The 25,977-nt window shown below is 70.6% G+C and carries 19 protein-coding genes; 6 read left to right on the top strand and 13 right to left on the bottom strand.

The genetic code is table 11. The features are described 5' to 3' along the window. Nucleotides 1-16 precede the first annotated feature (16 nt). The 6 genes from PZB75_RS24290 to eccD all read right to left on the bottom strand — a co-directional run bounded on the left by PZB75_RS24290 (nucleotide 17) and on the right by eccD (nucleotide 7,225). Nucleotides 17-469, bottom strand: coding sequence for a hypothetical protein (locus PZB75_RS24290; protein WP_275537412.1), 453 nt, complete (start codon nucleotides 467-469; stop codon nucleotides 17-19). Between the two features lie 14 nt (nucleotides 470-483). After that, nucleotides 484-1,236 carry a 4-hydroxy-tetrahydrodipicolinate reductase gene (dapB, locus tag PZB75_RS24285; protein WP_275537411.1) on the bottom strand — a complete coding sequence of 251 codons (753 nt, stop codon included), beginning with the start codon at nucleotides 1,234-1,236 and terminating at the stop codon, nucleotides 484-486. Nucleotides 1,237-1,257: 21 nt separating this feature from the next. Next, nucleotides 1,258-2,637, bottom strand: coding sequence for a pitrilysin family protein (locus PZB75_RS24280; protein ID WP_275537410.1), 1,380 nt, complete (start codon nucleotides 2,635-2,637; stop codon nucleotides 1,258-1,260). Then, on the bottom strand, nucleotides 2,634-4,847 hold the full coding sequence (locus PZB75_RS24275; protein ID WP_275538849.1) for a polyribonucleotide nucleotidyltransferase: 2,214 nt from the start codon (nucleotides 4,845-4,847) through the stop codon (nucleotides 2,634-2,636). The genes PZB75_RS24280 and PZB75_RS24275 overlap by 4 nt, the downstream gene beginning before the upstream one ends. A gap of 262 nt (nucleotides 4,848-5,109) precedes the next feature. Then, the gene (gene rpsO / locus PZB75_RS24270; RefSeq protein ID WP_275537409.1) at nucleotides 5,110-5,400 is read right to left on the bottom strand and encodes a 30S ribosomal protein S15; all 291 of its coding nucleotides are present in this window, start codon (nucleotides 5,398-5,400) and stop codon (nucleotides 5,110-5,112) included. 319 nt (nucleotides 5,401-5,719) lie between these two features. After that, nucleotides 5,720-7,225, bottom strand: coding sequence for a type VII secretion integral membrane protein EccD (gene eccD, locus PZB75_RS24265; protein WP_275538848.1), 1,506 nt, complete (start codon nucleotides 7,223-7,225; stop codon nucleotides 5,720-5,722). 231 nt (nucleotides 7,226-7,456) lie between these two features. Here eccD and eccCa point away from each other — a divergent pair, with 231 nt between their 5' ends. Continuing rightward, nucleotides 7,457-11,428: a type VII secretion protein EccCa gene (gene eccCa / locus PZB75_RS24260; RefSeq protein ID WP_275537408.1), complete on the top strand. Its 3,972-nt coding sequence runs from the start codon at nucleotides 7,457-7,459 to the stop codon at nucleotides 11,426-11,428. A 328-nt stretch (nucleotides 11,429-11,756) separates the two neighbouring features. After that, the gene (locus tag PZB75_RS24255) at nucleotides 11,757-12,209 is read left to right on the top strand and encodes a hypothetical protein (protein WP_275538847.1); all 453 of its coding nucleotides are present in this window, start codon (nucleotides 11,757-11,759) and stop codon (nucleotides 12,207-12,209) included. 141 nt (nucleotides 12,210-12,350) lie between these two features. On the opposite strand, the gene PZB75_RS24250 is transcribed toward PZB75_RS24255, so the two are convergent. From PZB75_RS24250 to eccB, 7 genes are all read right to left on the bottom strand, one after another. Next, on the bottom strand, nucleotides 12,351-12,650 hold the full coding sequence (locus PZB75_RS24250; protein WP_275537407.1) for a WXG100 family type VII secretion target: 300 nt from the start codon (nucleotides 12,648-12,650) through the stop codon (nucleotides 12,351-12,353). Nucleotides 12,651-12,712: 62 nt separating this feature from the next. Next, on the bottom strand, nucleotides 12,713-13,072 hold the full coding sequence (locus PZB75_RS24245) for a WXG100 family type VII secretion target (protein WP_275537406.1): 360 nt from the start codon (nucleotides 13,070-13,072) through the stop codon (nucleotides 12,713-12,715). Nucleotides 13,073-13,237: 165 nt separating this feature from the next. After that, nucleotides 13,238-14,500 (bottom strand): S8 family serine peptidase, encoded by a 1,263-nt coding sequence (locus tag PZB75_RS24240; protein ID WP_275537405.1) that lies wholly within the window; start codon nucleotides 14,498-14,500, stop codon nucleotides 13,238-13,240. Between the two features lie 25 nt (nucleotides 14,501-14,525). Further along, nucleotides 14,526-16,331, bottom strand: a complete 1,806-nt coding sequence (locus PZB75_RS24235; RefSeq protein ID WP_275537404.1) for a hypothetical protein — start codon at nucleotides 16,329-16,331, stop codon at nucleotides 14,526-14,528. Further along, the gene (locus PZB75_RS24230; RefSeq protein WP_275537403.1) at nucleotides 16,331-16,807 is read right to left on the bottom strand and encodes a hypothetical protein; all 477 of its coding nucleotides are present in this window, start codon (nucleotides 16,805-16,807) and stop codon (nucleotides 16,331-16,333) included. The genes PZB75_RS24235 and PZB75_RS24230 overlap by 1 nt, the downstream gene beginning before the upstream one ends. A 172-nt stretch (nucleotides 16,808-16,979) precedes the next feature. Then, nucleotides 16,980-18,242: a type VII secretion-associated serine protease mycosin gene (gene mycP, locus PZB75_RS24225; RefSeq protein WP_275537402.1), complete on the bottom strand. Its 1,263-nt coding sequence runs from the start codon at nucleotides 18,240-18,242 to the stop codon at nucleotides 16,980-16,982. Continuing rightward, nucleotides 18,239-19,765: a type VII secretion protein EccB gene (gene eccB / locus PZB75_RS24220; protein ID WP_275537401.1), complete on the bottom strand. Its 1,527-nt coding sequence runs from the start codon at nucleotides 19,763-19,765 to the stop codon at nucleotides 18,239-18,241. Before eccB ends, mycP begins: the two co-directional genes overlap by 4 nt. 183 nt (nucleotides 19,766-19,948) lie before the next feature. Here eccB and eccE point away from each other — a divergent pair, with 183 nt between their 5' ends. From eccE to PZB75_RS24200, 4 genes are all read left to right on the top strand, one after another. Then, entirely contained in the window at nucleotides 19,949-21,304 is a 1,356-nt protein-coding gene (eccE, locus tag PZB75_RS24215; RefSeq protein WP_275537400.1) for a type VII secretion protein EccE, read from the top strand. A gap of 8 nt (nucleotides 21,305-21,312) precedes the next feature. Beyond that, entirely contained in the window at nucleotides 21,313-22,011 is a 699-nt protein-coding gene (locus PZB75_RS24210; RefSeq protein ID WP_275537399.1) for a hypothetical protein, read from the top strand. Between the two features lie 86 nt (nucleotides 22,012-22,097). Continuing rightward, nucleotides 22,098-22,331, top strand: coding sequence for a DUF397 domain-containing protein (locus PZB75_RS24205; protein WP_275537398.1), 234 nt, complete (start codon nucleotides 22,098-22,100; stop codon nucleotides 22,329-22,331). A gap of 451 nt (nucleotides 22,332-22,782) precedes the next feature. Next, nucleotides 22,783-25,836 (top strand): SCO5717 family growth-regulating ATPase, encoded by a 3,054-nt coding sequence (locus PZB75_RS24200; RefSeq protein WP_275537397.1) that lies wholly within the window; start codon nucleotides 22,783-22,785, stop codon nucleotides 25,834-25,836. Nucleotides 25,837-25,977: the final 141 nt, after the last annotated feature.

Genomic DNA, 25,977 nt, shown 5'->3' with positions numbered 1-25,977 from the left:
GCCGGTACGGCGCCACTCAGGCGCGTACCGGCTTTCCCGCGTGCAGGGCGATCGCGCGCTGCATGGCCTTGCGGGCCCGGGGAGTGTCCCTGGCGTCCTGGTAGGCGACCGCGAGCCGGAACCAGCAGCGCCAGTCGTCCGGGCTGTCCTCGGTCTCCTCACGGCGCCGGGTGAAGACGGCGTCGGCGGAGTCGCGGTCGATGCGGCCGGCCGGGGTGCGGACCAGTTCGTCGACCGGCAGTCCGCCCTCGGCGTCCAGTTCGGCGGCGAGGGCGTTGGCCCTGCTGACGAACTGGGTGTTCTTCCACAGGAACCACACGCCGATCACCGGCAGGATCAGGACCGCTACCCCGAAGGTGACCGTGAGCAGGGTGCCGTGCCGGATGAGCAGATAGCCGCGGCTGCCGACCAGGACGAAGTAGAAGACCAGGACGGCGGCCGTGACGAGGTAAGTGATCTTTGCGCGCATGGCGGTGGGTTCACTCAGTTCAGTTCGAGAAAGTGTTCCAGGCCGAAGGTGAGGCCCGGACTGGTCACCACGCGGCGCACGCCGAGCAGGATGCCCGGCATGAAGCTGCTGTGGTGCAGGGAGTCGTGGCGGATGGTGAGGGTCTCGCCCTCGCCGCCGAGGAGCACTTCCTGGTGGGCGAGAAGGCCGCGGAGCCGGACCGAGTGGACCGGGACCCCGTCGACGTCCGCGCCGCGGGCGCCGTCCAGGGCCGTGGCCGTGGCGTCCGGCTGCGGGTCGCAGCCGGCCCGGTCGCGGGCGGCGGCGATCAGCTGGGCGGTGCGGGTGGCGGTGCCGGAGGGGGCGTCGACCTTGTTGGGGTGGTGCAGCTCGATGACCTCGACCGACTCGAAGTAGCGGGCCGCCTGCTCCGCGAACCTCATGGTGAGGACCGCGCCGATGGAGAAGTTCGGCGCGACGAGCACACCGGTCCGCGGCGAGTCGGAGAGCCAGGAGTTCAGCCGCGCGAGCCGTTCGTCGTTCCAGCCCGTGGTGCCGACGACCGCGTGGATGCCGTGCCGTACGCAGAAGTCGAGGTTGTCCATCACCGAGGCGGGTGTGGTGAGGTCGACCGTGACCTGGGCCCCGGCCTCCGCCAGGGTGTCGAGGCGGTCGTCCCGGTCGAGGGCGGCCACCAGTTCCATGTCGTCGGCCGCCTCGACGGCTCGTACGGCTTCGGAACCGATCCGGCCCTTGGCACCGAGAACGGCCACGCGCAGCTTGCTCATTGCTCTGCTTCCTTGAGGTGGTTACGCGACCGCTTCGTGGAGGCGGTCGGCCTGCTTGTCCTTGAGCGGGCCGATGACGGACAGCGAGGGCCGGTGCCCGAGGAGCTCGCCGGCCACCGCGCGGACGTCGTCGGGGGTGACCTCCGCCATCCTGGCCAGCATGTCGTCGACCGACATCTGCTCGCCCCAGCACAGTTCGCTCTTGCCGATACGGCTCATCAGCGCGCCCGTGTCCTCAAGGCCGAGGACGGTGGAGCCGGAGAGCTGACCGATGGCGCGGCCGATCTCCTCGTCGTCGAGGCCGTCCGTCGCGACCCGGTCGAGCTCGTCACGGCAGATCTTCAGGACGTCGTGCACCTGGCTCGGCCGGCAGCCCGCGTACACACCGAACAGCCCGCAGTCGGCGAAGCCGGAGGTGTACGAGTACACGCTGTAGGCGAGACCGCGCTTCTCCCGTACCTCCTGGAACAGCCGGGAGCTCATGCCGCCGCCGAGTGCGGTGTTCAGGACGCCGAGCGCCCAGCGGCGGTCGTCGGTACGGGCCAGTCCCGGCATCCCGAGGACGACGTGGGCCTGCTCGGTCCTGCGGTCGAGGAGTTCGACCCGGCCCGCGGTGCGCAGGGGGCGGGAGCCCTCACGCGGCGCCATCGGGACGGCGTCCGTCCGGGAGAGGGCGCCCGCCCGTTCGAAGGCCCTGCGGACCTGGCGTACGACCGTGGCGTGGTCGACGTTGCCCGCGGCGGCGACGACGAGGTGCGTCGGGTCGTAGTGCTTCTTGTAGAAACGGGAGATCTGGCCGCGGGTGAGCGCGTTCACGGTGTCGACCGTACCGAGGACCGGACGGCCCAGCGGGGTGTCGCCGAGCATGGTGTGCGCGAACAGGTCGTGGACGCAGTCGCTCGGGTCGTCCTCCGTCATCGCGATCTCCTCAAGGATGACGCCGCGCTCGGCGTCGACGTCCTCGGGGGTGATCAGCGAGCCGGTCAGCATGTCGCAGACGACGTCGATGGCCAGCGGCAGGTCGGTGTCGAGGACCCGCGCGTAGTAGCAGGTGTACTCCTTCGCCGTGAAGGCGTTCATCTCGCCGCCGACCGCGTCGATGGCGGCGGAGATGTCGAGGGCGCCGCGCCTGTCGGTGCCCTTGAAGAGGAGGTGTTCGAGGTAGTGCGTCGCGCCGTTCAGGGTGGGTGTCTCGTCGCGCGAACCGACGTTGGCCCAGATCCCGAAGGTGGCGGAGCGGACGGAGGGCAGCGTCTCGGTGACGATCCGCAGACCGCCGGGCAGCACGGTCCGGCGGACGGTGCCGATGCCGTCGGTGCCCTTGAGGAGCGTTTGGGTACGGGCGACGGCCCGCGCCTTCGAAGAGGTGCGGGCCGTCGTCGTGGAACTACGGGACGTCACTTGGCGGCGTCGTCCTTCTCGTCGGCCTCTTCGCTCTCGATCACGGGGATCAGGGAGAGCTTGCCGCGCTGGTCGATCTCGGCGATCTCGACCTGGACCTTCGCGCCGACCCCGAGCACGTCCTCGACGTTCTCCACGCGCTTGCCACCGGCGAGCTTGCGGATCTGCGAGATGTGCAGCAGGCCGTCCTTGCCCGGGAGCAGGGAGACGAACGCGCCGAAGGTGGTGGTCTTGACGACCGTACCCAGGTAGCGCTCGCCGACCTCCGGCATGGTCGGGTTGGCGATGCCGTTGATCGTGGCGCGGGCGGCCTCGGCCTGCGAGCCCTGGGCGGCACCGATGTAGATGGTGCCGTCGTCCTCGATCGTGATGTCGGCGCCGGTGTCCTCCTGGATCTGGTTGATCATCTTGCCCTTGGGGCCGATGACCTCACCGATCTTGTCCACCGGGATCTTGACGGTGATGATCCGCGGGGCGTTCGGGGACATCTCGTCCGGGACGTCGATGGCCTCGTTCATCACGTCGAGGATGTGGAGGCGGGCGTCGCGGGCCTGCTTCAGCGCGGCGGCCAGGACCGAGGCGGGGATGCCGTCGAGCTTGGTGTCGAGCTGGAGCGCGGTCACGAACTGCTTCGTACCGGCGACCTTGAAGTCCATGTCGCCGAAGGCGTCCTCCGCACCGAGGATGTCGGTGAGGGCGACGTAGTGGGTCTTGCCGTCGATCTCCTGCGAGATCAGACCCATGGCGATACCGGCGACGGCGGCCTTGAGCGGCACACCGGCGTTCAGCAGCGACATGGTGGAGGCGCAGACCGAGCCCATGGACGTCGAGCCGTTGGAGCCCAGCGCCTCGGAGACCTGGCGGATGGCGTACGGGAACTCCTCGCGCGACGGCAGCACCGGCACGATGGCGCGCTCGGCGAGCGCTCCGTGGCCGATCTCGCGGCGCTTCGGCGAACCGACGCGGCCGGTCTCGCCGACGGAGTACGGCGGGAAGTTGTAGTTGTGCATGTAGCGCTTGCGGGTCACCGGGGAGAGGGTGTCCAGCTGCTGCTCCATCCGGAGCATGTTGAGGGTGGTGACGCCCAGGATCTGGGTCTCGCCACGCTCGAACAGCGCCGAGCCGTGCACGCGCGGGATGGCCTCGACCTCGGCGGCGAGCGTACGGATGTCCGTGACGCCACGGCCGTCGATGCGGACCTTGTCCTTGATGACGCGCTCGCGGACCAGCTTCTTGGTCAGCGCCCGGTACGCGGCGGAGATCTCCTTCTCGCGGCCCTCGAAGGCCGGGAGCAGCTTCTCTGCGGCGATCTCCTTGACGCGGTCCAGCTCGGTCTCACGGTCCTGCTTGCCGGCGATGGTGAGCGCCTGCGCGAGCTCGGACGTGACGGCGCTGGAGAGCGCCTCGAAGACGTCGTCCTGGTAGTCGAGGAAGACCGGGAACTCGCCGGTCGGCTTCGCGGCCTTGGCGGCGAGGTCCGACTGGGCCTTGCAGAGCGCCTTGATGAAGGGCTTCGCGGCCTCGAGGCCGGCGGCGACGACCTCCTCGGTGGGGGCCTCCGCGCCGTCCTTGACGAGCTGGATGGTCTTCTCGGTGGCCTCGGCCTCGACCATCATGATCGCGACGTCGCCGTCCTCCAGGACGCGACCGGCGACGACCATGTCGAAGACGGCGTCCTCAAGCTCGGTGTGCGTCGGGAAGGCGACCCACTGGCCCTTGATGAGGGCGACACGGGTGCCGCCGACCGGGCCGGAGAAGGGCAGGCCGGCGAGCTGCGTGGAGCAGGAGGCGGCGTTGATCGCGACCACGTCGTACAGGTGGTCGGGGTTGAGCGCCATGATCGTCTCGACGATCTGGATCTCGTTGCGCAGGCCCTTCTTGAAGGAGGGGCGCAGCGGCCGGTCGATCAGACGGCAGGTGAGGATCGCGTCCTCGGAGGGGCGGCCCTCGCGGCGGAAGAAGGAGCCGGGGATCTTGCCCGCGGCGTACTGCCGCTCCTCGACGTCCACCGTGAGGGGGAAGAAGTCGAGCTGGTCCTTGGGCTTCTTGGAAGCGGTGGTGGCTGACAGCACCATGGTGTCGTCGTCCAGGTACGCGACGGCGGAGCCGGCGGCCTGCTTGGCCAGGCGGCCCGTCTCGAAGCGGATGGTGCGGGTGCCGAAGGTGCCGTTGTCGATCACGGCTTCGGCGTAGTGGGTCTCGTTCTCCACTAGATATTTCTCCATACTCGTCGTCTTTCGTCCCCCTACCCGTGTGGTCGGGGACGGTACGGAGAAGCGCCTTGGGGCGGGGCCGGTCTTCGATCGAAGCACCCGGGATGTTCCGGGGGCCACTACCGAGGACCGGCGGAGGCGACTGGCGCTCCTCCTCGTCTTTTGTCGTACGTCCAGGTTACTGAGCTTCGCCCCGGTCTCGCACGTACAACAAAGGGAGCGGCCCCATGGAAGTGGGAACCGCTCCCTCCACGGCGTCCTACTTGGCGCCGCCGGCCGCACCGCGGCGGATGCCGAGGCGGTCGACCAGCGCGCGGAAGCGCTGGATGTCCTTCTTGGCCAGGTACTGCAGCAGGCGGCGGCGCTGGCCGACCAGGATCAGCAGTCCACGGCGGGAGTGGTGGTCGTGCTTGTGGGTCTTGAGGTGCTCCGTCAGGTCCGAGATCCGACGGGAGAGCATGGCCACCTGGACCTCGGGGGAACCGGTGTCACCCTCCTTGGTGGCGAACTCGGACATGATCTGCTTCTTCGTAGCGGCGTCGAGCGGCACGCGGTACTCCTCTTGTTGTTCGATGCGCCCACGAGTGCCCCTGGTCTGGTTCTCAGGGGGGCTTCCGTGACTCGGAGGCGAAGGTCCGATGAGCGCAGACCGCAGGGTTCTCGAAAAAGCCCCGGGATCGCGTACACAAACGGCCGTTACACAGCGTACCAGTCCGTAGGGACCGGGCCCGCCGGGGGTCCCTACGGACGGCCGGCGGGCCTGTCGGGCAGGTCCGGCGGTGTGCCGTCGGCCGGTCCGGTCGTCCGGTGGCCGGTCCGGTCGTCGGGTCGTCCGGTGGCCGGTCCGGCCGCGGCCGGACCGCCGGTCGTCAGCTGGTCAGGGCCCGGACCGAGCGGTAGACGTCGAAGACCGCGAGGCAGAGAGGTACGAGTGTGAGCAGTACGAACGTCTCGGCGATCTCCAGGAAACGCCCCCAGAACGGCGTGACCCCCTTGCGCGGCACGATCAGTCCGATGGCCGTGACCAGCGCGGCCACGGCGGCGACGGCCGCCGCGAGCCAGATCGTACGGATGTCGAGCGCCGTGCTGTCGCCCTGGAGGGCGTCGCGCAGCATCCCGCGCGGCGGGTTGAGGCACAGCCCGAGGCCGAGCAGCACCAGGGAGCCGAGCCCCGCCGCCAGGGCGCAGCCGACCTGCGCGGTGTAGCGGAACAGATGGGCGCGCATCAGCATGGCGGTTCCGGTGGCGAGCGCGAGGAGCTGGCCCCAGAGGTCTCCGGAGAATCCGAGGACGGCGGCGGCGCCGACCGCCACCAGGGCGCAGCCGCCGGCCAGACCGACCAGCAGTTCGTGGCCGCGCCGTGCCTGGGCGGCGATGCGGTCGGCGTCGACGGGGCCCTGCGGGGCCGGTTCGGACGTGCCGTAGTCACCGACGGCGGAGCGTGGCGGCTCGAAACCGATGGGGAGCCGGGCGAAGCGGGTGGAGAGACCGGGCAGGAAGGCGAGCGCGCCGACGGAGAGCGGGGCGCAGACGGCCGCGGTCTCGACCGGCGCCATGTCGGTGAGGATCGCGGCGAAGGTGACGGCCAGGCCGACGGCCGCGGCGAAGACGAACGCGACGAACGGCCCGTCCCCGTCGGGGGCGACGATCATGAGGACGACGGCTGCGACCAGGACGGCGGCGCAGGCGAGCAGGAACTGGAGCCTGCCGATGCCCTGCCCGTCGCTCAGCGGCAGCAGACCCGCGCCGCCGACCCCGGCGTTGGCGAGGGCGCCGATGCCGAGGGCGATCGCGGAGCCCCGGTCGTCGTAGACGCGGGCCCGCACCCCGGCCAGCGCGAGCAGCAGTACGCCGGTGACCCCGGCCAGGACGCCGGGGAGGCCGTGCGTGTCGTGGCGCGGGTCGGAGGTCCACAGGACGAAGCCGAGCAGGACCAGCAGGACGGACCCGCCGAAGAGGCCGGAGCCGCGCATCAGGCTGTCGCCCCACAGGGTGCGGTCCCGGGCCACGGCGGAGGCGACGGCGTCGGACACGTCGTCGAAGACCGCCGGGGGCAGTGACTCGGCGAACGGTCGCAGTGACAGCAGTTCGCCGTCGAGGACGCGGAGGGCGGCCAGGGTACGGGCGCTGTCGAGGACGGTGCCGTCACGGCGCACCAGGTGGTAGCCGACCGGCGCGCCCTCGGCGGGGCTCTGGCCGGACAGCCGGAGGATCTCCGGGTAGAGGTCGGCGACCGGGATGTCCTCGGGGAGCGCCACGTCGACGCGGCTGTCGGGCGCGACGACCGTGACCCGGCAGAAGCCGGTTCCGTTGCCGGCCGGAACTCCCGGTCCCGGCCTGCCCGGACCGGCGGCCGCTTGGGTCGTCGTCGTCACCTGCTGCTCCCCCACATCGTGCTCCTGGAATCGTTCTCCTGGAATCGCGGGCCTCGCCTCGCGTCCCGAATGACCGTTTTTCTGCGGTAGTTCGCGGGTGCGTACACGCGTCGCGTCACCCTACCGCCCGCCGCCTTTCCGGGGCGCCAGTAGGATTCCCTCCGCGGATGGAGCCCGTCGCCACGGGGCGCCGATAGGAACACTTCTGTCCGGCAAGGGAATTGGTGAGCTGTGAGCCAGATCGTCGTCAAGCGCCCACCGCGGGCCCTGCCCTCCGAAGTGCCTGGCGAGCAGGTGCAGTTGCAACCCCCTCCGGAACTTCCCCGCGGTCAGCAGGAGGGCGCGCTCATGCAGTTGCTGCCCATGCTGGGCATGGGCGGTTCGGTGGTCTTCTTCTTCATGACCCCGAATCCGATCATGCGGATCATGGGAATGGTGATGATCGCGTCGACGATCGCGATGGCCATTTCCATGCTGGTGCGCTATCGCCGTGGTACGCAGGGCCAGCTCGCCGACATGCGGCGCGACTATCTGAAGTACCTGACGCAGACGCGGCGGGCGGTGCTGCGGACCGCCCGGTTGCAGCGTGACGCGCAGTTCTATCTGCATCCGTCCCCGGAGCAGTTGTGGGCGCTGGTCGCCGAGGGCAGCCGGGTGTGGGAACGCAGGATCGGCGACGAGGACTTCGGGCAGGTGCGGATCGGGCTGGGCAGCCAGGAGCTCGCCACCCCGCTGGTGGCACCGGAGACCGCACCCGTCGACGAGTTGGAGCCGCTCACGGCCGGGGCGATGCAGCAGTTCCTGACGGTGCACGGCACGCTGGACGGCCTGCCGATGGCGGTCTCGCTGCGCGCCTTCTACCACGTGACGGTCAGCGGCGACCCGGACTCCGTGCGCTCGGCGGCCCGCGCGATGCTCGGCTCGCTCACCTCCCTGCACTCACCCGAGGATCTGGTCGTCGCGATCGCCGCCGGCCGGGAGGCCGCTCCTCGGTGGGAGTGGGCGAAGTGGCTGCCGCACGTCCAGATTCCGGATTCCACGGACGGTGCGGGCAGCCGCCGGCTGATCACCACCAGCGCGCCGGAGCTGGAGGAACTGCTCGCGGCGCGGCTCGACGGGCGTCCGCGCTTCCAGCCCGGCGGACAGCCGCTGCTGGAGCAGCCGCACATCCTTGTGGTGCTCGACGGCGAGTCGGTCCCGCCGATGTCGGCGCTCGCCTCCCCCGAGGGGTTGCAGGGCGTGACCGTCATCGAGGTCGTGCCGGGGGAGGTCACCGGGGCGCGCGGCGGGCTGTCCGTGGTGGTGCGGCCCGATTCCCTGCAACTGGAGTCGGGGCACGGCCTGGTCTACGACGGGGTGCCCGATCTGCTGAGTTACGAGGCAGCCGAGGCCCTGGCCCGTCAACTGGCGCCGCTGCACGTGGCGTCGGGCGGGGACGACGACGAACCCCTCCTGGCCAACCTGGAGTTCACCGACCTGCTGAACCTCGGCGACGCGGCCTCCGTCGATGTCGGCCGCACCTGGCGGCCGCGCTCCCAGGCGGAGCGGCTGCGCGTGCCGATCGGGGTGGGCGAGGACGGCACCCCGGTGATGCTGGACCTGAAGGAGGCCGCGCAGGAGGGCATGGGGCCGCACGGTCTGTGTGTGGGTGCCACCGGTTCGGGCAAGTCCGAGCTGCTGCGCACCCTGGTGCTGGGGCTGGCCGTCACGCACTCGTCGGAGACCCTGAACTTCGTCCTCGCGGACTTCAAGGGCGGTGCGACCTTCGCGGGCATGGCGCAGATGCCGCACGTCGCGGCGGTCATCACCAACCTGGCGGACGATCTGACGCTGGTGGACCGCATGGGCGACTCCATCCGGGGCGAGCTGAACCGCCGTCAGGAGATGTTGCGCGACGCGGGCAACTACGCGAACATCCACGACTACGAGAAGGCGCGGGCCGCGGGCGCGCCGTTGCAGCCGGTGCCGTCGCTGGTGCTGGTGATCGACGAGTTCAGCGAACTCCTCACGGCCAAGCCGGACTTCATCGAGATGTTCGTGCAGATCGGCCGGATCGGCCGTTCGCTCGGTGTGCATCTGCTGCTGGCCTCCCAGCGTCTGGAGGAGGGGCGGCTGCGCGGTCTGGAGACGTATCTGTCGTACCGGGTGGGTCTGCGCACCTTCTCGGCCGCGGAGTCGCGGGCGGCGCTGGGTGTGCCGGACGCGTACCAGCTGCCCAATGTGCCGGGCTCCGGCTATCTGAAGTACGGCACGGACGAGATGGTGCGGTTCAAGGCGGCGTACGTCTCCGGGGTGTACCGCACCAACGCGCAGCAGGCCGCTTCGCTCGGTGGCGCGCTGCCGGTGGACCGCAGGCCGGTGGCGTTCACCGCGGCCCCGGTCCCGGTGCGGTACGTCGAGCCGGGCGCCCGGGGCCTGGTTCCGGAGGCTCGTGCCCCCGAGGACGACGCGCTGGCCGACACGGTGCTGGACGTGATCGTGCGACGGCTGGAGGGGCGGGGCGCCTCGGCCCATCAGGTGTGGCTCCCGCCGCTGGACAATCCGCCGTCGCTGGACGAGCTGCTGCCGGGCCTCTCGGCGGTGCCGGGGCGGGGGCTGACGCAGCCCGGTTTCGAGGGGGCGGGCCGTCTCGTCGTGCCGCTGGGTGTCGTCGACAAGCCGTACGAGCAGCGCCGCGACACCCTGTACCGGGACTTCTCGGGTGCGGCGGGTCATATGCAGATCACCGGAGGCCCGCAGTCCGGCAAGTCGACCCTGCTGCGGACGGTCATCGCCGGGTTCGCGCTCACCCACACCCCGCAGGAGGTCCAGTTCTACGGACTCGACTTCGGCGGTGGCGGTCTGGCGTCGGTCTCCGGTCTGCCGCACGTCGGCGGGGTGGCGTCCCGGCTGGACCCCGAGCGGGTGCGGCGGACCGTCGCGGAGGTGCACGGCATCCTGGGGCGTCGCGAGGAGTACTTCCGCGGCGCGGGGATCGACTCCATCGCCACCTTCCGCAGACTGCGGGCGCGCGGGGACATCTCGGCGCAGGACCAGCCGTGGGGCGACGTCTTCCTGGTGATCGACGGATGGGGCAACTTCCGTACGGACTACGACGCCCTGGAACCGGCCGTCGTGGACATCGCGGCGCGCGGCCTCGGATACGGAATCCACGTGATCATCACCGCGTCGCGTTCCATGGAGGTCAGGGCGAACCTCAAGGACCACCTGATGAACCGGCTGGAGCTCCGGCTCGGCGACATCATGGACTCGGAGCTGGACCGCAAGTCGGCGGTCAACGTCCCGGCGGGAGTGCCCGGTCGCGGGCTGACCCCGGAGAAGCTGCACTTCATGGCGGCGGTGCCGCGGATCGACGGCATCAACTCCGACAGCGACCTCTCCGAGGCCACCGCGGCCATGAACCAGGAGGTCTCGCGGCACTGGTCCGGGCCGGCGGCCCCGAGCGTACGTCTGCTGCCGCGCGAACTCCCGGTCTCGGAGCTGCCGGCCGGCCACGCTCACCCGGATCGCGGAATCGCGTTCGGCATCGACGAGAACGATCTGGCCCCGGTGTTCCTGGACTTCGAGCACGATCCGTTCCTGCTGGTGTTCGGCGAGAGCGAGTCCGGGAAGTCGAATCTGCTGCGGCTGATCATCAAGCAGTTGTCCGAGCGGTACGACGGGGACAGCTGCAAGCTGTTCGTGATCGACAACCGGCGCGCGCTGCTGGACGCCACCCCGGCCACGCACCTGGCGGAGTACGTCCCCATGTCCAACGCCATGGACCATCATGTCGACGCCCTGCTGAACCTGATGCAACGCCGCACACCATCAGCCGATGTGACGGCACGTCAGCTGCGGGACCGCAGTTGGTGGAGCGGTCCTACGGTGTACGTGGTCGTCGACGACTACGACCTGGTCTCCACGTCGAGCGGCAATCCGCTGGGCAAGCTCACCGAACTGCTGCCCTTCGCCCGCGATGTGGGCGTCCGCTTCATCATCGCCCGCAACTCGGCGGGGGCGGGCCGTGCCGCGTACGAGCCGTTCATCCAGCGGATGACGGAGCTGGGCGCACAGGGGCTGTTGCTGTCGGGCGACCCGAACGAGGGCGCGATCATGGGCAACGCCCGGCCGCGTCCGATGCCGGTGGGCCGGGGTGTCTTCGTGTCGCGGCGGCGGGGGAACCCGCTGGTGCAGTCGGCGCTCATGCCTACGGACGGCTGAGCGCCGGGACGAAGCGGACGCCGAACCCACGGTCCGACGGGGCACACGGCGGGTTCCGGGGCGGAGCGGGGCTGTGGCGGGCCGCGCGGCGTCTGCGGAGTGTGTCTGTGCGAGGTGTTGTGTGCGCGGTACGGCTGCACGTGGTACGGCTGTACGTGGTGCAGCTCTGCGCGGGTACGCCTGGGTGCGGTACGCCTCGGTGCGGTGCGTCCGTGAGCGCGTCGGTGGGGCCGGGGGGCCGGTTGGTACGTTGAAGGAATCAGTGGCCGTCCCCGTGTTCGATCGCAGGGGACGGCATGGCATGGACAACGGGGAGGGCGTCTCTCTTATGGCATGGGCCGAGTGGGAGCAGTTGAAGTCCGAGGCGGCCGGCAAGCAGTCGGCCCGGATGGAGTTGAACCAGGTGCCGCCCGAGCCGGGTGGCGGGGGTGCGGCCCCGCAGGGCGATCTACGGGTGGATCAGTCGGACCTGGCCGCGATCGGCGACGCGGCGTACCAGCTGTACGGCGACCTGGACCGGTTCGGTGACCACGCCCGTATCTCGTCCATGAAGGCTGCGGGCGGTCTGAAGACGGACGGCTTCGCGATCGGCGGGGCACTCGACCATGTCGCCGAACGCTGGGTCGACCAGGTCCGCTCGCTGCTGGACGCCTGCGCGCACATCTCCAACCACCTCGACTACACCAAGGGCGCACACGCCGGTGACGAGGTCCACATCGGCGGAACGCTCAGCAGCATCTCCCAGTTGGACAAGGGCTTCGACGAGCGCAGGAGCAGCTGACGAGGCCGGCCGCGGCCGGCGGTCGGGTGGGTGCGGACGCGGCGGTGGGGCACGGCGCGTGACACACCTCGGGGTGGACACCTCCCGCGCGTGTCCACCCCGACCGCTGTGCCGGCCTGGCAGCCGTATCCGTACCGCTTCCTACATGAAGTTCTGCGCGGCCTTCAGGTCACCACCGCGGTAGGCGGGAGCCGCCTCGCGCACGGCGCGGGAGATGGCCACCAGGGCGTTGTGGATGCCCCGCGCCTCGTTGTCCCACTTCTGCTGCGCGGTGTCGTACGCGCTCTTCGCCTCACCGGTCCAGAGCTCGGAGACGGACGCGACCTTGCGCTTGATGGCCTCAAGGTCCTCCTCAAGGCGCTTGCCCTGGCTGTCGATGGCGGCTGCGGCCTGCTCCAGGCTCGCGTAAGTGACCACCATAGAGCCGTCGTTGTTCGACATGCGATCCTCCACGTGTTGAGTAGTTCGTCGGATGGCGGCCCGTACCGGGTACGGGCAGGAGGTCAGAAGTTGTTGAGGTTCGAGGTCGCGGCCGTCGCGCCGGCGTCGCCCGAGTAGCCACTGACCACGTCCACGCCCTGGAGCGCGGCGCGGACCTCGTCCTCCGTGTTGCCGGAGATGGTGCGAGCGGCCTTGATGGCTTCCTGGTAGTTGAGCAGGAGCTGGGCGATGTGCACCATGTGCTCGTTGATCTCGGTCTGCTTGGCGTTGAACGCCCCGGCACCGATGCCCTTCCAGGCACCTTCCAGGCTGTCGATCGTCGCCTGGAGCTGCTTGAGCTGGCCCTTGACCGAGTCGAACCGCGTGGACAGTTCCCCCTCCAGCTGGAGGAGACTGTGGTCTGTGACCTTCTGATCTGCCATGTGTGTTCTTCCTTCCTGGTGCTTCTGTGCGTCCCGGCGGCTCTCGCCGGTGAGCACGTGAGGTACGTACGGGATGCCGCCTGGTACGTACGGTGTGCGCTGATGCGGACACGGGTGGTGCGGGTGCGGTGCGGTGCGGGTGCGGGTGCGGGTGCGGGTGCGGTCTCAGACGCCGCGGCGTCTGCGTACCAGGACGAAGGCAGCCGCCCCGAGCACGACGACGCCCGCCGCCACTCCCAGGATCAGCCCCACCTGGCTGTCTTCGCCCGGCTTTTCGGCCGAGCCTGTCACGACGGCGGCGTCCGCGTTTTTCTTCTGCGGCGGCTGTGACGAAGCTGATGCAGACGCCGTGGGCACGGCCGACGAACCACTCGTCGTCTTCTCGTCGGTGAGCGGGCTGACGTCCGGGGCACCCGGATCGCCCTTGCCGCGAAGGATGTTGACGGCGGGACGGACCACGCCGTGCCCGAGGTAGTTGCTGAGGGTGCCCTTCTCCCAGTCACCCCGGCCCGCGGTGTCGAGGAGAACGCGAAGGACCTGGTTGGCGGTCCAGTCCGGGTGGGCGGACCAGATCAGGGCTGCGGAGGCGGAGGCGATGGCGGTGGCGGCGCTGGTGCCGCCGTCCTCGTAGCAGTAATTCTCGAACTTTTCGTCGCACCAGCGCGGGATGTCGTCTCCCGGCGCTGCGATGTCGACGATCGCACCATGTTGGGAATAGGCGGACACCTTGCTGTTGCGGTCGGTCGCGGCAACGCCGACGACTTCGGGGTACGAAGCGGGGAATTGCTCCTTGTTGTCCTTCTCCGCGTTGTTCCCGACGCCGGCAAAGAAAAGCTTCCCTTTGTTCTGCGCATACTTCACCGCCTCCCTCTCCTCAGCAGAGGGGAAGTCACTGGCAAACGACATGCTGATGATCTGAGCGCCGCTGTCCGCTGCGGCCCGGATCGCGTCCTCGGAGTCATGGGCGTTCACCGAGTGCTCGTCCTGGAACTGCGTGTCGGTGATCCTCATAGGAATGATCTTCGCGCCCGGGGCGAGCCCCTTGAGGCCACCGCCGTTGCCCGTTCCGGCGATCAGCTCCGCCATCGTTGTGCCGTGTCCGCGATAGTCGTCGGTCTCGTCACCAGTGGCACCCGTCGCATCCATCCCTTTGAGGATCTGCCCTTTGAGTGACGGAGTTGACGGGTTGACCCCGGTGTCGATGACGGCGACCTTGATTCCTTCGCCCGTCACGGTCTTCCACATCTCCTTGGCGTGCATCGCGTCCAAGTACCACTGTTTCGACTGGACGTCTGCGGCTACAGCGGATGGAGCCGTGCTGACGAGGCCCGCGCTCACAACCCCGACTACCGCCAATGTGGAGATCAGACGTTGTTTAAAGGCCCCGGACTTCCTGGACCTCTCGGACCGGCCCATCCCTACCGTCATCCTGACTTCCGAACCTTCCCTGTGCCTACTCGATCACCGGCGGTACGGCTCCGGGCCGTCGCGCCGCCCATGTCTCTTCGTCTTCCGTCAGGTAGTCCGGCCGTGTCGTACCCGTGTTCTCCTGCTCTTCCTCGTCGGAGTCCCGTCGGCGCCCGGAGCCACGCACCAGGCCGGCGCCGCCGGAGGTGAAGCCCTTACCCTTGGCCCTGGAGCCAGGAGCATCACCGCGAGGCGTACCGATCACCCCGCTGGAGCTGGTCGTGCCTCGGCCTCCCGAACGGGCCGCACCCGCGCTCGATCCGTTCGCTCCGCGCCCGCTCGCGGCTCCTCCGGTGGCACGTCCCTGGCTCGCAGACTCACCGCCGATCACGGTCCCGCGCGAGCCACCCCGGGATCCGGTGGTTCCCGATGCCGAGCCGCCACGCTGCGGAGTCCCGCCCACGATGCCGTTGCCACGGCCCGCACGCGGACCTGAGGAGGGTCCCCCACCCGTGTGTCCCGCCATCGGGCGACCACCGGTCCCTCCGGGCCTGCCCCCGCCTGAAGCCGTTGCGCTGGTGCCTCCGACAGAGCGTCCGGTCTGTGTTCCGCCGTGCCCGGCGGTCGGCGAGCCACCAGCGGTCCCCCCCGGTCGGCCGATCCCTGCCGGATGGCCATCGGCCATCGGCCCCGTCCTGCGTTCCGCCCCAGGTCCACCGACCGCAGAAGTGCCGCCTGCGCCGGGGCCGGGTCTCACGTGAGCACTGCCGCTTCTACCGACGGCTTTCTGTACATCGCCGACGGTGGTCGAACGTGATGTCCCTTTTTGCACGGGCTTGAACGCACCGTTGACCACCGGGGAAACCGGAGGAAACGCGCCGGTCCCGGCTCCCGGTCCGCCCGGTGCCGAGGGGGTAGGCGCAGGGCTCGCCGGAGTCACGGGAGGAGGCGGCGCGGTGACGCTGTCGATCTCCGTCGACGTGCTCCTGGCCGGGACTGGCGTGATCGTGCCGACGGCCTCGACCTCGCGTCGCCCAGTAGAGGCATCGACGCCATGGCCGCTCCCCCGCGCGGAAACGCTACTTTGTGCGCTGTCGTATGACGAGTGGCCGTTCGACGTAGAGGAGCCCGTCCTCGAATTCCCCCTCGGGTCGATGATGCCGCGCGGCCGTGGCACATCGACATCCAGCGCCTTGTCGAATCTGGGCGGCTCCTTCGAAGCCAGTACCTCTTCCGAGACCGCGTAGTACGACGCCAGGCGGTTCACCTGGTTGATGGCCTCCTGGCGGTGCTTCTCCACCCGGACCGCCGCCGCGTACTCCGGGTTGGCGTCCGTGCGCTTCGGCAGCTCGATCTCGTCGACCTTCTTCGGGTCCAGCCGGTCGTCGCGCGGTGGCATCGACTTGCGTACCGAGGCGAGGCCCGTGCCCGCGACCGTGATCTGCGTGCCCGCCGCGTCCGCGAAGTCACCCAGCTTCTGGGCGTGGCCGACCAGGCCCTTCCCCCATTCCCGGAAGGCGTTACCCGACTCGCCCTGCCAGTCGACCCGGTCGATGTGTTCGCCGAGTTCCTTGGCGGCCTCCCGGATGGCGTCCCGGGCGTTCCACAAGGCCTGCCCCGCGCTCTCCAGGTGCTCCGGGTTCGACGCCTCGACCAGGTCGATCATCACGTTGAGATCATGGCCCTCGAACGAGGTGCGGCCGTGGTTGCGGGGTCCACCGCCGAAAGGCAGCGCGTCGGTCACCCGCTCGACGGTCCGGACGACGTCCGTGGTGAAGATCTGGGTCCGAACCCGCCCCTGGTCCTGTTCGCGCTGTTCCTCGGGCGCCAGTTCGGGCTGCTGTTCGCTCATCAGCTGTCCCCCAGATCGTCGTAGGCCGAACCGGTCGAACCGTCGGTGCGCGGCTGCCCGGAACCGGCCTCGTGCGGTGCCTGTCCGTTCTCCTTCGCCAGTCGGGCCTCGATCGCGTGGAACCGCGCCCGCACGTCGTTGTCCACGTTGTCGAATCCGACGCTCGCCGCCTGCACCCCCAGGCTCAGGTACTCGATCTGCTCACCCAGTGACCTGGACAGCGAGACGAGTGCCTCGTGGACGCGGTTGTACTGGGTGTAGAGCCCGTCCGCCTCCGCGAAGCCCGCGTTCGTGCCGCTCAGTGAGGTGCGGGAGACCGTCTGGGCGGCCACCTTGGACCTTCCGCCCGCGGAACTCTCGAAGTTCGCCAGCAAGGTGTTGACCCGGTCCCTGAACTTCTCCAGCGCGCCCACGCCGTGTTCGAGGTCGCTCGCTCCTTTGGACGGGCCTCCCCCGCCACCGTTCGCACCGCTCACGATGCCTGCCCTTCCCCGTTCCCCGTTTGCTCAAGCTGTTGTGCGTTGCGATCGCATTGCCGTGAACGACACACCGCTCGCACGCATACCACTCTATCCACTGCCTCCAACAGGGCCAACTGCCTTGTCGGCCACGTGACTTCCCATTTCGGGGCGTCGATGCGGGGGTACGTCAGCCGGTGGGCCGGCGCGTCGCGCCCGCCGTGCGGCGGCGGGCGTCCCTGAGTGCCACGGCGGTGCCGGAGATCGCGGCGACCAGGACGACCCCGCCCACCACCACGTAGGTGGCGAGGCGCTGGTTGCGTTCCTCCGCCGTCTCGCCGAGGTGGAGTTCGGCGGGGGTGGGGGCCTCGGCGCGGCTCACGCCCTCGTTCGCCACCGGTCGTTCGACGGGTTTGTCGTCCTCGCTCAGGGCGCGCACCGGGTCGACGACGCCCCAGCCCACCAGTCGGTCGTGGCCCGCGATCGAGCGTTCGGCCGTCTGCTGGATCTGCGCGACGATCTCCCTCTGCGTCCAGCCGGGGTGCTTGGCCTTGATCAGCGCGGCGACCCCGGCGACGTACGGGGCCGAGAAACTGGTCCCGTTGTCGGAGCAGTGGCCACCACCCGGCACCGTGGAGACCATGTCCACGCCGGGGGCCGCCACCCCCACGAACTCGCCGGACTGGGAGAAGGCCGCGCGCTCGTTGTTGCGGTCGGAGGCGGCGACGGCCAGGACGCCCTCGTACGAGGCCGGATAGGTCTTCTTGGCGTTGCCGCCCAGGCCGTCGTTGCCCGCGGAGGCGACGACGACGACGTCCTTGGCCAGGGCGTCCTCCACCGCCTGCTTCAGGACGGGGGACGGCTCCAAGGCGTTGGCCGTGTCCTGGGAGATGTTGATGACGTCCGCGTGCGCGTCGTCGACGGCGTAGTGGATGGCGTCGGCGAGGGTCTCGGCCGTGCCGTGGCCGTCCGCGTCGTTCTGCTGGACCGGGATCAGGGTGGCGTCGGGCGCGAGTCCGGTGAAGCCCGTGCCCTTGGCCGGGCGGGCCGCGATGATGCCGGCGACCTTGGTGCCGTGGCCGACTCCGTCCGTCGTGCCGTCCTCCCTGCCGCGTTTGATCGGCGCGCCGTCCTCCGACTTGAGGTCCTTGCGCAGGAAGTTGCGGCCGCTCTTGACGTCGACGGCATGGGCGAGCTGGGGGTTCCTGATGTCGATCCCGGTGTCGATGACCGCGACGCGCACCCCTTTCCCGGTGGACTGCTTCCAGAGTTCGTCCAACAGCACGCGCTGCAACGCCCATGGGCGGCCCGGGTATTCCTTCGCCGGGAAGGTGCACTGGGTCGAGTCGTCGGCGACGGCCGGAGCGACCGGCACGGTGATGAGCGTGACGGCGGTCGCGGCGACGGCGAACAGCAGGCGTCGGTACGTGTACGTCACGGGCCCGCCCCTCATGAGCCCTGCGGCTGCCGGGCGTCCGACGTGGACAGCCGCGGACCGGTCGGCAGGAAGGAGGACCAGGCGGCCGGGACGGGAGCGGGTACGACGTCCTTGTACCCGAGCCGGTTCTGGGCCTGCTGCGCCTCCTGCCGGGCCGCCTCCCTGTCCTTCTCGGAGCCGGACTCCCCGATGCCCGAGTCGTCGGCGGCGCTGTCGCCGTTGGACTGCATCGCGTAGCGCAGACCGGTGTCGGTGACCAGGAAGAGGAAACCGGTGTCCGTCCTGGACCCCTTGAACTGGCGGAACAGCAGGCCCGATCCGGGCGTGACGTACGCGCTGCTGGAGCCGGTGGGAAGCGTCGCGGGGAAGTCCGCGCCGACCCAGGTGCTGAGGGTGGTGGCGCCGTCGGACTTCCGCACGCTCCGCAGCACGTTGCACACCGTGTTCCGGCTTCCCTTCGTCGTACCCGCGGAGTTGACCGGCTTCGGCGCGTACTCGGGCCAGTCATGGTTCCGGCCGAACGCCTGGCCCGGTTCGAACGCGGCGGCGCTGACGGGCAGCGCGTTGCCCGCCTGGCCGAGGCCGATCAGGTCCCGGCTGCTGAGCAGCAGCTTGGCGGTGAAGTCGGACACGGGCGCGACCCGGCCCGGCAGCACGACGTACCGCTGTGTCCGGGTGCCGGAGGTGGCGGCGAGGACCATGCCCACCTTGTTCGCCTCCGTTCCCAGGTCGCCGGCGACACCCGCGTCGGCGCCGGGGGTTCCCTGGACCCTGGGGAAGGTGATGGGGTCCCCGGTGCGCAGGGTCGCGAGCCAGGCGTCGGAGACCCGCTGGGCGGGGCGGTCCTGGCCCACCAGGGTGCGCAGCAGCAGCTCGTCCTTGGCCAGGGAGTACGCCGTACCGTTCGCGTCCACGACGTACCGGGTGCGGTCGGGTCCCTCGACGTACATCAGCTCACCACCGGTCAGCCGGCCCGCGCCCTCCGTCCTGTCCCGGTCGCGTTCCGCGAGGACGAACGCCGCCTTCTGGATGGCCCGGCCCCCCTCACCGGGCCGCTCGCAGACGGCCCAGCGTTTGGCCGCTCCGGCCTCACGGGTGTCGGGCAGCCGGTCGGGGGCGTACGGGATGCCGAGGGTCGCGCCGTGCGGAATCCGGCCGCTGTCGAGTTCGGACTCGGCGACCGTGACGACCTTCCCCTTGTCCGGATCGAGGAGGAGCTTGGCCGACGACATGTTGAGGACCGGATGGAGCTGGGTCTTGCCCTCGGTCTTCAACACCACATAGCGGGTGGTGGACTTGCTGGCGATGATGACGTTCTCGAAGGGGGTGTCCCAGCCCTTGGGCGCGACCGGCTTGAACATTCCCCAGGCCCCGAAGACCGCGAGGACCACCACACCGACGATCGCGCCCGGGACCACCGCGCGCAGCGGGCGCGGCGCGCCCTCCTCGGAACCGGTCGGGTTGGGCTGGAGGAACTGTGCGATGAGCCTGCGCTTCGCGAAGGTGTAGGCGTTGAGCTCGTCTCGCCGCGATGCCATGTGTCCGCTGCCCCTTCTCCCCAGTGGGCGACCAGGTTCCCACATCCGTCGACGGGCACTGCGGCCGGACCGGCCCCCCTACTATGCCTGTTGACGTCTCGCCCCACCTGCTCAGGTAGGGTGATCGCCCGGTCAACACCCGTGAAAAAACGGCTAATTCGGACACGAGGGGGCAACGCGGCGATGAGTACGGCGACGCGCCGGCGCACGGGGCGGGCTACCGCGCGGGCCTCCGGCAGTTCCCGACGGCAACGCCGCAACGGCCGGTCCGTCCCATCCGCCACGACACCCCTGGGAGCGCCCGCGGCGACCACCCTGCGGTCCATTTCGCGGACCGGCCGGCTCGGCCCGCTGCTGCGGCAGTTGGTGCTCGTCGAGGCGGCGCTCGCGGTGGCGGCCGTGGGGGCCGTGCTCGGCACGCCCTGGGTGGTACCGGCCGTCGTGGTCGCCTGTGCGCTGGTGCTGCTCGCGGTGGTACGCCGTCGGGGCCGCGCCGTTCAGGACTGGCTGGCGACGGCGCTGGCGCTGCGTGCCCGGGGACGGGCCACCGGGTCCGCGGTACGGACGGGTCGGGCACCGGACGTGGAGCCGACGCTGGCACCGGTCACGGAGGGTGTGCCCGGGTTCGGTCCTTCCGGGTATGTCGACCGGAACCGACGCACGGTGGGGATGCTCGGGGACGGCACCTTCCTGACCGCGGTGGTACGGGTCGAGGCGGGCGGCGAGGCACTGCGTCCGGCCGCCGGCGCCCGGGCGCTCCCGCTGTCCCTGCTGGGTGACGCGCTGGAGGTGGACGACATCGTGCTGGAGTCGGCGCAGTTGGTCCAGCAGGTGCGGTCGGCCCCGGCTCCGCATCTCCCCCAGCGGTCGGTGGCCCGGCTGTCGTACGCGCCGCTCCAGGAGAAGACGGGGGCGCCCGCGCTGCGGATGACGTGGGTGGCCGTGAAGCTGGACCCGCAGCTGTGCCGGGAGGCGGTCGAGGCGCGCGGGGGCGGTCTCGGTGGCGCGCAGCGGTGTCTGGTGCGGGTGGCGGACCATGTCGCGAGCCGGATCACCGGTGCCGGGTTCCGGGCCGCGGTGCTGGACCAGGACGAGTTGAACTCCGCGGTGGCGACCTCGGCGTGTGCCAACCCGATGCTGTCGGCACGAGCCGGACGGCCTGATTCCGGCCATCAGCGGCGGACGTCGGAGACGTCGAGGGTGTGGCGGTGCGACGACCGCTGGCACACCACGTACGCGGTCGACCGCTGGCCCGAGCTGGGCCGGGGCGCGACGCCGCTGCCCCGCCTCGTGTCCCTGCTGACCTCGGTCCCCGCCTATGCGACGACCTTCAGCCTCACCGTGCGGCGCGGTGCGCACCGGGGAGCGACGACCGTGAGCGGGCATGTCCGGATCACCGGTGGATCGGACACCGAACTGGTCGGCGTACGAAGGACGTTGGAGCAGGCGGCACGGTACGCGAAGGTCGGTCTGGTGCGGCTGGACCGTGAGCAGCTGCCCGGGGTGCTGGCGACGCTTCCGCTGGGTGGTGCGCGGTGAGGAACCGGATGGCGGCGAGGCGCGGGCTGCGCGGTCCGCGTCACGCGGGGCACACCCTGGCGACGGCGGACCTGGCGGCGCTGTCGCTGCCGGTCGGGGACGACGGCGTGGTGATCGGCGACGACGCGGAGGGACGTCCGCAGCTGATCGCGTTCCACCGCCCGACGCCGTACGACGTACTCCTGATCGGTGGGCTGTGGACGGCGCAGGTGCTGGCGCTGCGCGCGGCCGGTACCGGGGCGCGGGTGGCCGTCGAGACGGGCCGCGCACAGGCGTGGACGGCGTTGGCGCAGGCGGCCGGCGCGGGTCTTGAGTGCATCACCCTGCACGATGTGGGACGGGTGCCGCCGACGGGTGCGACGGTGAGCAGTCCGGTGGTGGTCGTACGGGACTGCGGGATGCGCCCGCCCCGGGGCCGGGTGGTGTCGTCGCCGTGGCAGTCCGTGCTGACGCTGCTGCCGTACATGAGCCCGGTGGCGCCCCGGCTGATGCGCTCGGCCGCGCTGGTGGGCATCCAGCGGGTCTCACCCGAGGAGGCCGAACAGATCGGCCGCATTCTGGGGCTGTCCCGGGCCGAGAGCGAGGCCCTGCCGACGCTGGCGGACGGTGTCACGCTGTGGGGCGCGGGGCGTGAGCGCCACTGGGTGATGACGCGCGCGACGGACGCGGAGACCGGTCTGCTGGGCACAGCACGCAGAATGGACTGAATTCTGCCCGATTTTCGCCCTCACGGACATGTGCACCGGGGAGCATGGGCGGTGCGAATGACAGGTTCGATCGAAGGGACACCGATATGGGAACCCAGCAGGAGAAGGACGAGCTGTACGCGCTCGACATCTCGGACGTGAAGTGGCTGTGCCCTCCCGGCACGGAGGACGTGGAGGAGCGGGTAGAGATCGCGCATCTGCCGGGAGGCGCGGTCGCGATGCGGTCGTCGCTGGACCCGGACACCGTGCTGCGGTACACGGAGGCGGAGTGGCGTGCGTTCGTACTGGGCGCCAGGGACGGCGAGTTCGACCTCAAGTAGGCGTGACGCGTGCCCGGGAGGGCGCGACAGGCCGCCGACGCGGCACAGGGGTGGTCACCCGCCATGGGCGGGGCCACCCCTGTGCCGCGTCGGCGGTGGTACGCGCATCGCGCGGATTCCGCCGTGAGTTGTACGGGTCTGACCGGATCGAGCGTCATGTTCCTTCGGGTGCGCTTCACTTGGGCGGGTGAGTGCTCCCCGGAGAAGGGCTGTTCCCGCCGTGCGGTGCACGGGACCGTGCCCGCCGTGCCGTGCGCGGGGTCGCTCCCGCCGTGCGGTACGGGCCTGCCGGAGCGGGGCGTCCGGCGATTAGGGTGGGTCCGGGCGCGCGAGAAGAACCTACGGGCGGGCCAAGCGCGTCCCACGGGGTAGAGCCGGGCGTATCGGACATCGGGAACGGTCGCCCCCACCCACCACGGCACAAGGGTGCTCGACCACATCAGGAGGCAGAGTGAACGGCGATCGTGACGAGATCCGCAGGGCCTGGGAGACACCCGTCGACGATCAGTCCGACGCGGAGCCCGCCGAGATGACGGGTGAGTTCACCATCGACTACACCCCGCCCGCCTGGTACACGCAGAACGCGTCGGGAGACGCGTCGGGCGCGGCGGCGGGGCCGGGCGCCTCCGTGACACCGCCCCCGCCGAGGGGGGCGCCGGTTTCCGTGCCCGGACTGCCTGACGGCAGTGGTTTCGAACCGCACCGGACGCCGGAGCCGGCCACACCCGCCTCCTCCCCTGTCCCCGTCGCGACGGCGGACGGTGACGGTGCGCCGGACCCGTTCGGGGGTGGTGATGTGGAGAGCGGGGCGACCATGCGCTTCTCATCGGCCGCGCTGAAGCGTGAGTTCGCCGAGCGTGACGCCGCCGCGGGGATCACGCCCCCGGAGACGGGTCCGGACGGAGCGGGGAGCGGGAGCTTCGATACGGCGGTCAGCCCGGGAACCGACGCCGAGGGCGCCACCGGCGCCGAAGCTGAGCCCAAGCGCGAGATGCGCTCCGGAGCCGGGCCCGAGGACGCCCCTCCAGCGGAAGCGGGCGCCGACTCCCTGTCGGGCGACTTCCCGGTGGCCGGTCCCGCGGTCTCCGACGAGGCCGACGGCGGGACAAACGGTGATCCGGACGACGGTACGGGCCCGGTCGCCCCGACGGCCGGGAACGCCTCCGGGCCGGGCACGGACGCCCGGCCCGCCACGGCCCTTGGAACAGACACGGACACAGGTGCGGGCATCGACGCCGATGCCGCCGTTATCGGTTCGGACACCGGTGCCGACGAGGACGCCGAGCCCGGTCCCGGCCATGGGCCCGATGCCGTGGTCGCCACCACCGACAGCGGACCCGCCGACACGCCCTCCCCGGAACTCCCCGTCCACGTACCCCCGCCCGCGCCGGCACCCTGGTCCCAGGCACCTTCCGCGCAGGGGGGACTGCCGCCGCTGCCGCCCGCCTTCCAGCCCGCGACTCCGCAGCCCTCCGCTCCCCCGTCGGCCCCGCAGTGGCCCGCACCGGTTCCCGCCGCCGACGTACCGGGGGGTTACGGCTTCCCACCGGGCCCGCACTCAACGCAGGTGCCACAGAGCCCGCGGACGCCGCCCGTCCAGCAACCGCCCGCGTACCCGAACACCCCTGCTCAGCAGGGCGGTTATGGGTTCCCGCAGGGCACCGAACCGCAGCCCCAGGCTCAGCCGCAGCCGCAGCCGCAGCCGCAGGCCCAGCCGTACCCGCCGCAGCCCTACCCGCCGCACCAGCACCAGCCGCAGCCCCGGAACGGTTACGGCTTCCCCCCGGCCCAGCCCCTGCCCCAGCCACCGGCCCACCCCACAGCTCAGCAGCCCCAGCCTCCGCAATTCCCCGGCCGGCTGGGCGGCGCCCCTCTGCCGCCGGTCCAGGGGACGTCTCAGTCGCCCGCACCCGTGGCAGCGCAGCAGCCGCCCGCCCCTGAGCCCGTTCAGCGGCAGCAGCCTCCACAGGCGTATCCCCCGCAGCACCCGTACGACGGTCAGCTGCCCCCACAGGCACAACCGTCCCCCCAGCCCCAGCCGTCCCACACCCCGCCCGTCGATCCACGCGCGGGCGCCGCCTGGCCCACGCCCGTCACCCACGATCAGCGTGAGCGTTCCGTCCCGGGCGCCCCGCTGGGGTACACGGCGGCCGTCGAACTGTCGTCGGACCGGCTGGTCCGGGGCAAGCAGAAGGCCAAGAGCAGCCGCAACCCCTCCTCGGCGTCCCGGTTCAAGCTCGGTGGCAAGAAGGAGGAGATCGAGCGGCAGCGGAAGCTGGAGCTGATCCGTACCCCCGTGCTGTCCTGCTACCGGATCGCCGTCATCAGCCTCAAGGGCGGTGTCGGCAAGACCACGACGACCACCGCACTCGGCTCGACCCTGGCCACCGAGCGGCAGGACAAGATCCTCGCCATCGACGCGAACCCGGACGCCGGTACGCTCGGCCGCCGGGTGCGTCGCGAGACCGGGGCGACCATCCGCGACCTGGTCCAGGCGATCCCGTACCTCAACTCCTACATGGACATCCGCCGGTTCACCTCCCAGGCGTCCTCCGGCCTGGAGATCATCGCCAACGACGTGGACCCGGCGGTCTCCACGGCCTTCAACGACGAGGACTACCGGCGGGCGATCGACGTCCTGGGCAAGCAGTACCCGATCATCCTGACCGACTCCGGTACCGGTCTGCTGTACAGCGCGATGCGTGGCGTGCTGGATCTCGCCGACCAGCTGATCATCATCTCGACGCCGTCGGTCGACGGTGCGTCCAGCGCCTCCACCACACTGGACTGGCTCTCGGCCCACGGGTACGCGGAGCTGGTGCAGCGCTCGCTGACGGTGATCTCCGGGGTACGTGAGACCGGAAAGATGATCAAGGTCGACGACATCGTGCGGCACTTCGAGACGCGCTGCCGGGGCGTCGTCGTCGTACCGTTCGACGAGCATCTGGCGGCCGGGGCCGAGGTCGACCTCGACATGATGCGTCCCAAGACCCGCGAGGCGTACTTCAACCTCTCCGCGCTCGTCGCCGAGGACTTCGCACGCGCCCAGCAACAGCAGGGGCTGTGGACGTCGGACGGCAGCAGCCCGCCGCCGCAGTACGCTCCGCCGATGCCCGGACCCCAGGGGCCGGGCCGACAGCCCTACGCGCCCGGGCAGCACCCGTCGGCGCGGCAGTCACAGCAGCCGAATCCTCAGCATCAGCCGTACGGCGGTCAGGCGCCGTCGCAACAGCCGTCTCCCCACCAGCCGTCTCCCCACCAGCCGTTTCCTCAGCAGTCGTTCCCTCAACAGCCGTATCCGCCACAGCAGCCCTATCCGGCCCAACAGCCCCCGCAGCAGTACCAATATCCGCAGTACCCGCAACCACCTCAACAGCACCAGACGCAACAGCCCCAGGCACAACAGCCCCACCCTCCGCAGCCGAGCCCCGACGACCTGCGGCAGTCGCCGCCCGGCACGGCCGGACCGGCCGGTCCGCCGTCTTCGCGACCGCCCCAGCAGTAGGCCAAGAGGTCTGGACCAATGAGGGCCCGCACCGCCCCCCGGTGCGGGTCCTTCGCGTATTACCGCAGACCACACGGGGTGTCCACGGACCGTTGACGCGGCTCGACCGCCGCTGGTAGACCTCGCATCACCAGCTGACGA

It is taken from the genome of Streptomyces sp. AM 4-1-1 (assembly GCF_029167625.1).
Lineage (GTDB): Bacteria > Actinomycetota > Actinomycetes > Streptomycetales > Streptomycetaceae > Streptomyces.
This window is presented reverse-complemented; position numbering and strand designations above follow the sequence as displayed.

What these genes read in the sequence shown, in the direction of transcription:
- PZB75_RS24245 (WP_275537406.1), bottom strand. Translation starts at nt 13,072, where the DNA reads ATGGCAGATCAGAAGGTCACAGACCACAGTCTCCTCCAGCTGGAGGGG.
- PZB75_RS24205 (WP_275537398.1), top strand. Translation starts at nt 22,098, where the DNA reads ATGGGAACCCAGCAGGAGAAGGACGAGCTGTACGCGCTCGACATCTCG.
- PZB75_RS24255 (WP_275538847.1), top strand. Translation starts at nt 11,757, where the DNA reads ATGGCATGGGCCGAGTGGGAGCAGTTGAAGTCCGAGGCGGCCGGCAAG.
- PZB75_RS24250 (WP_275537407.1), bottom strand. Translation starts at nt 12,650, where the DNA reads ATGTCGAACAACGACGGCTCTATGGTGGTCACTTACGCGAGCCTGGAG.
- mycP (WP_275537402.1), bottom strand. Translation starts at nt 18,242, where the DNA reads ATGAGGGGCGGGCCCGTGACGTACACGTACCGACGCCTGCTGTTCGCC.
- eccB (WP_275537401.1), bottom strand. Translation starts at nt 19,765, where the DNA reads ATGGCATCGCGGCGAGACGAGCTCAACGCCTACACCTTCGCGAAGCGC.
- PZB75_RS24290 (WP_275537412.1), bottom strand. Translation starts at nt 469, where the DNA reads ATGCGCGCAAAGATCACTTACCTCGTCACGGCCGCCGTCCTGGTCTTC.
- PZB75_RS24240 (WP_275537405.1), bottom strand. Translation starts at nt 14,500, where the DNA reads ATGACGGTAGGGATGGGCCGGTCCGAGAGGTCCAGGAAGTCCGGGGCC.
- PZB75_RS24235 (WP_275537404.1), bottom strand. Translation starts at nt 16,331, where the DNA reads ATGAGCGAACAGCAGCCCGAACTGGCGCCCGAGGAACAGCGCGAACAG.
- eccE (WP_275537400.1), top strand. Translation starts at nt 19,949, where the DNA reads ATGAGTACGGCGACGCGCCGGCGCACGGGGCGGGCTACCGCGCGGGCC.
- PZB75_RS24210 (WP_275537399.1), top strand. Translation starts at nt 21,313, where the DNA reads ATGGCGGCGAGGCGCGGGCTGCGCGGTCCGCGTCACGCGGGGCACACC.
- dapB (WP_275537411.1), bottom strand. Translation starts at nt 1,236, where the DNA reads ATGAGCAAGCTGCGCGTGGCCGTTCTCGGTGCCAAGGGCCGGATCGGT.